The organism is Planctomycetota bacterium, assembly GCA_026387035.1.
In the GTDB taxonomy this organism is placed as follows: Bacteria; Planctomycetota; Phycisphaerae; order FEN-1346; family FEN-1346; genus JAPLMM01.
The window spans coordinates 1-5,583 of the sequence record JAPLMM010000187.1 but is presented as its reverse complement, the minus strand read 5'-3'; the positions used below and the strand labels follow the sequence as shown (position 1 = coordinate 5,583).

Genomic DNA, 5,583 nt, shown 5'->3' with positions numbered 1-5,583 from the left:
GCGGAGTTTGGTGCCGACGCCGTCGGTCCCGGCCACGAGGAGCGGCCGCTTGTAGTTCCGCCGGAGGATCCGCTCGGGGAAGTCGAGGGCGAAGACGCCTGCAAAGTGGCCGTAAAGATCCACGACGCGGGTGCTGTGGGTTCGCGTGACGGCCGTCCGAATCAGATCGACGACTTTGTCGCCGGCGTCCATGTCGACGCCGGCATCTTTGTAGGTGAGGCGTTGCGGCATGGGGCGCCTCTCCGCGCCACGATTTTCCGGCAAGTGAGGTGCAGTGCCGTTCGAGCCGGGTGCGGGAGCCCCGGCGCGCCGGGGGTCATGCGCGATCGGCCGTGGCACGTGCCATGGCGGGGAACGTGACCGCCCGCTTCCGCGGGCGGCTCGAAAGGCGCAAAGAGGCGCCGCCGGCTCGACGAAAGGTGTGCGGCGCAAGTAGGGTGCAACACGCAAGATGTTCAGCCAGGTCAAGCCCTTGAAATTCGGTTGAGTTTGGACGGTTGTTTCGGTAGGGTGGATGTTTCGCCCCCTTCGCGAGGCCCGTTCCGATGGCCGGCCGAAAGGACAAGCCGAGATGGATCTGGACCGCCCGCGGCCAGCACGCGGTGGATGGTTACCTGCGTGCGCGGCGGGCGTTCATTTTGCGCTCGCAGCCGGTCGAGGCGCGGCTGGAAGTTACAGCGTTCAGCGAATACGTCCTTTACGTGAACGGTCGGCAGGTTGGGCGCGGGCCGGCGCCGTCGGGGTTCGCGTCGCCGCAGTCGGACGTGTACACGGAAACGGACCTTCCTCTTCGGCGCGGGCGGAACGTCGTGGCCGTGCTCGCACACAATTATCACATGGGCCTGGCGCGGTTGCCGAGGACGCCGGCGGGCCTGTGGTTTCGGCTCCAGGTCAAGTGTGCGACAGGCGCGCGGGTGACGGTGGCGACGGACCGGCGGTGGCGCTTCGAGCCGGCGGAGGACTTCAACGGGCGGGCCCCGCGTGTGCACTGGACGACGGGCTTTGCGGAGGTGCGTGACACGCGGCTCGAGCCGGCGGGGTGGACGGAGGCGGCGTTCGACGACCGGCGTTGGCGGCGGGCGGACGAGGTGCCGATGCGATTGGCGGGGTCGGGGCGTCCCGCGCCGGTCGAGCGAAAGGGGCCGCGGCTCTTCGAGGAGGAAGTCCGGCCGGCGCGGGTCCAGTCGGTGGGGCGGCTGCGGATGAAGCCCGGCGTGACGGCGATACCGTTTGAGTTCAACATTCTGACGGGGGCGGCAGGGGAGTTCTACGCGGCGACGTTCGTGTACTCGGCCGGGCGGAAGCGGGCGCGCCTGCTGTTCGACTGCGACGAGGCCGCCGCCGTGTACGTGAACAACCGGCAAGCGCTGCGGCAGGGATACGACGAGGCGTTCGTCCACTGGCTGGGCGAAGAGGAGCACGACGACTTTCCGGGGACGGGCATCCATCGGGGCCAGGGACGCCGCGTGCGGCCGGTCGAGGTGGACCTGGAGGGGGGGTGGAACTCTCTGGGCGTGGTGCTGTACGGTCCGGAGTCGGCGTGGGGGTTCGCGTTGGCGTTCGAGAACCCGCGGACGGGCCGGCCGATGAAGGTGGAGTTTTCGCCGGACCGCCGGCGGGGCGACCGGTCGCACTGGTTCATCGTGACGGAGGAGTTGTGCCCGTGCTCGCGGAACGGGATTCCGGAGACGCTGGCGCCGAACGCGCGGACGTTTCCGGATCCGGCGTTTCTCGTGGCGCTGGAGAAGCGGTCGCCGAGCCGCAAGGCCGCCAGGCAGGCCCGTGCGCTTCTGGCGCGGCCGAAGGGCAAGGGGCCGCTCGTCCTGCCGGACGGGTCGTACGTACGATACGATTTCGGGCGGGAGGTCGTCGGCCGCGTCGCGATGGAGGTTCGCGGCCAGGCGGGGGCGATCCTGGACCTGGCGTGGTCCGAAGGCGTCGGCGGGACGGACGTGGCGGCGGGGGGGATGCGGCGCGCGGACCGGCTGGTTCTGCGGGGCGGGTGGCAGGAGGTGCGTTTCGTCAACCGGCGGGCGCTGCGGTGCCTGGAACTCGTGTGCCGGAGCGGCGACGCCCCCATCGAGGTGCGGCGCCTTGCGGTGGAGGCGACGAGCGCGCTGGAGGCCGAGCCGGCGATTCTGAAGACGGCCGACCGCCGGCTCGAGCGGGTGTGGGCGCTTTGCCGGCGGACGGCGCGGGCGTGTTTCCAGCAGACGCTCGAGGGGTCGCCGGGGCGCGAGGCGGAGCAGAGCGTCGCGTCGGCGTACCTGTTGGGCGAGATCGAGCGGATCGCCCTGGGGCGGACGGACCTCGGCGAGGCGGCTCTGCGAGCGTTCGCTGCCGACCAGGGCGAGGAAGGGTTCTTCCGCGCGCTCGTGCCGGCGGGGACGCGGCACGCGATTCCCGACTGGAACCTTTTGTGGGTCGTCTGGCTGGCGGACGAGGTCGCGTGGACGGGAAACCGTCGGCTGGCGGAGGAACTGCTTCCGGCGGCGGAGCGGTGCCTGGACTGGACCGCCGGATTCCGGGGGCCGTCGGGACTTCTGGAGAACAAGCCGGACCGCGAGGGCTGGTGGCTGATGCTGGACCTTTCGCCGATGGACAAGCGCGGGGAGGTGACGGCGTGGCAGGCACTGTACGTGCGGGCGCTGGAGGCGGCGTCGTGCGTGGCGCGCTGGCTCGGGCGCGAGGCGACGGCCGCGAGGCTCGGCGACGAGGCCGAAATGATCCGCGAGACCGCGCGCGACCGGCTCTGGGACGGCCGTCGGGGCCGATTCGTGGACGCGAGGCTATTCGAGAACCTTTCGGAGTCGGGAGGGGCGGCGACGAACTATTACGCGCTCTACGGCAGGCTGGCGGATTCCCGGCGGGCGGCGCGGATTTTGGAGAACTTGTGGGACGGTGAGACGGAGGCGGCCGACTGGGGCGCTTTTGAGAACCCCTACGCGAAGCGGTTCGCGCTTGAGGCGCTTCTGGAGCGGGGCGAGGTGAATCGGGCGCTGGCGATGGTCCGCGGTTACTGGGGCGCGATGGCCGAGGCGCGTCTGGCGGCCGTGCCGGAAATGTTTCGGGCGGGCGCGCCGCGCGCGAGGGAGGCGGCCGCGGAGGGCGACTTCGGGCCGCACGGTCGTCGGCTCGCGCCGGCCGGTTGCCATGGGTGGGGTGCGTATCCGGAGGCGCTCCTGGCCCGGTGGATCCTGGGCGTCCATCCGGAGGAACCCGGTTTTGAGCCGGCCCGACTCGCGCCGATGCCGGGCGGTCTCGTAAAGATAAGCGGGAGCGTGTGGACGCCGAAGGGGCGGGTCCGGGTGGCGATCGGGGCGTCGCGCGGGCGTCGGCGGGTGCGGGTGGAGGTGCCGGAGGGGATGCGGTACCGGTTGGACCGTCGGCACCTGGAGAAGAGCGACGAGGTCCAGATCGTCGGCGGCGAGGAGGTCGGCTGAGGGGCGATTATTTGCTTGAATCGCGGGGGCGCGCGATTAGCATGTAGCGTCCCCGGTCGGAGCCGGGAGCGGAAGAACTCGAGTGGAAGGAGGCGCAAGCGATGTCGAAGCGAGTGCTGAAGGTGGGGCTGGTCGGCGGCGGGGGCGGAGCGTTCATCGTCAATCCGCACCAGAAGGCGATCCACTTCGATGGGACGCGGCGCGTGGTGTGCGCGGCCCTGCACCAGGACCCGAAGGTGGCAATGGCGGAGGCGGCCAAGTGGGCGTATCCGATCCGGGGCTACCCGACGTACGACGCGATGATCGAGGACCAGTCGCGGCTGCCGACGGGTGAGCGGATCGACTATGCCGTGATCGTGACGCCGAACTTCGTCCATTTCGACCCGGCGATGAAACTGGTGAAGGCGGGGACGCGGTGGATCGTGACGAGCGGGAAACTGGGCGAGGTGCGGTGGGCGGACGCGTACTACCTGCAGGGCTGGCTGGCGACGCGGCTGGAGACGACGGGCCAGATGCAGGCGTCGTGGCGGACGGACCCGAAGATGGCGGGGGCGAGTTGCTGCGGCGGCGACATCGGCACCCACGCCTTCATGCAACTGAGGTTCGTCACGGGCCTCGAGGTGACGAGCGTCCGGGGGATGATCGAAACGTACCTCAAGGGGCGCCAGTTGGACGACCACTTCACGACGTACTGCGAACTGTCGAACGGCGGGCGGGCGCTCGTGCGGGCCAGCCAGATCGCCATCGGCCACAAGAACGACCTCGGAATCGAAGTGAACGGCGAAAAGGGGAGCCTGGTGTGGCGCCAGGAGGATGCCGAGCGGGTGACCATCCGCCTGCCGGGCGAACCGGACCGCGATTACTGGCGCGGGGAGGTGAAGGGGAGCGATTCGTTCCTCGGCAAGTTGCCGGAGTGGGTCGGCACGGAGCCGACCATCCCCTCGGGGCACGTGGAGGCGTTCCACGACGCGTACGCGCGGCTGCATCGGAGTTTTGAGGCGGACGTCCGGCTGTACAACGAAGGCAAAGCGTTCTCCTCGGACGGGTCGAAGTACGCGAACGTGCACGACGGCGTGATGCACATGAAGTTCATCGAGGCGGCCGTCCGGAGCGCGAAGAACGGATCGAAGAAGGTGAAGATGTAGCGCGAACGTTTAGCCGCGAGCCGACTTGTCACGGCGTAGCCCGAAGGGCGAAGCCGGAAGGCGAGCGCTTCACAAACAAAGGGCGAAGCAGCGAAAAGGAGCGAAGCATGAAACTCGGTGTGTTTATGGCGCTGTTCGGCGGGCAGCCGTTCGAGAAGGCCCTCGACTACGTCCGCAAGAGCGGCCTGGAGACGGTCGAGATCGGCGTCGGCAATTATCCCGGGAGCCCCCATTGCCCGGTCGATGAACTGCTGGCGTCGAAAGACAAGGCCGCCGAGTGGAAGAAGAAGATCACCGGAAGGGGCCTGGAGATCTCGGCCCTCTCCTGCCACGGGAACCCGCTGCACCCGGACCCGGGCTTCGCCAGGAAGGACATCGAGGTGATGCACAAGGCGTTCAAACTGGCCGAGGTCCTGGGCGTGAAGACGGTCATCGGCTTCTCGGGCTGCCCGGGCGGCGGGCCGAAAGACACCGTGCCGAACTGGATCACCTGCCCCTGGCCGCCGGACTTCTCCGACGCTGTCAAGTGGCAGTGGGAGGAGAAACTCATCCCCTTCTGGAAGAAGGAAGCGGCGCTGGCCAAGGACCACGGCGTCCGCATCGCCTTCGAGATGCACCCCGGCTTCTGCGTTTACAACACCGAGTCGATGCTGCGGATCCGCAAGGAATGCGGCCCGAACATCGGCGCCAACTTCGACCCCAGCCACCTCTTTTGGCAGGGGATGGACCCGCTCGTGAGCCTCAAGGCCATCGGCAAGGGCGTCTTCCACGTCCACATGAAGGACTGCCGCATCGACGGCCCCAACACGGCCTTCAAAGGCGTCCTGGACACGATGCACTATGGCAACGAGAACGAGCGGTCGTGGATCTTCCGGACGATCGGCTACGGCCACGGCGAGACGTTCTGGCGCGACTTCGTCTCGACGCTGCGCGTCATCGGCTACGACGGGGCACTCTCCATCGAGCACGAGGACAGCCTGATGAGCGTCAACGAG

Annotated in this window: 4 protein-coding genes; 3 read left to right on the top strand and 1 reads right to left on the bottom strand. The window is 68.8% G+C overall.

The window, feature by feature from the left end; all coding sequences use genetic code 11:
• A partial coding sequence (locus tag NTX40_06725) for a phosphoribosylformylglycinamidine cyclo-ligase (protein ID MCX5648773.1) occupies positions 1-231 on the bottom strand: 231 nt, incomplete at its 3' end.
• 314 nt (positions 232-545) lie between these two features.
• Between NTX40_06725 and NTX40_06720 the strand changes: the two genes are divergently transcribed.
• From NTX40_06720 to NTX40_06710, 3 genes are all read left to right on the top strand, one after another.
• Positions 546-3,443, top strand: coding sequence for an alpha-L-rhamnosidase N-terminal domain-containing protein (locus tag NTX40_06720; GenBank protein ID MCX5648772.1), 2,898 nt, complete (start codon positions 546-548; stop codon positions 3,441-3,443).
• A 101-nt stretch (positions 3,444-3,544) separates the two neighbouring features.
• Complete coding sequence (locus tag NTX40_06715; GenBank protein MCX5648771.1) at positions 3,545-4,588, top strand: Gfo/Idh/MocA family oxidoreductase; 1,044 nt, start codon at positions 3,545-3,547, stop codon at positions 4,586-4,588.
• A gap of 107 nt (positions 4,589-4,695) precedes the next feature.
• On the top strand, positions 4,696-5,583 hold an 888-nt coding region (locus NTX40_06710), incomplete at its 3' end, for a sugar phosphate isomerase/epimerase (GenBank protein MCX5648770.1).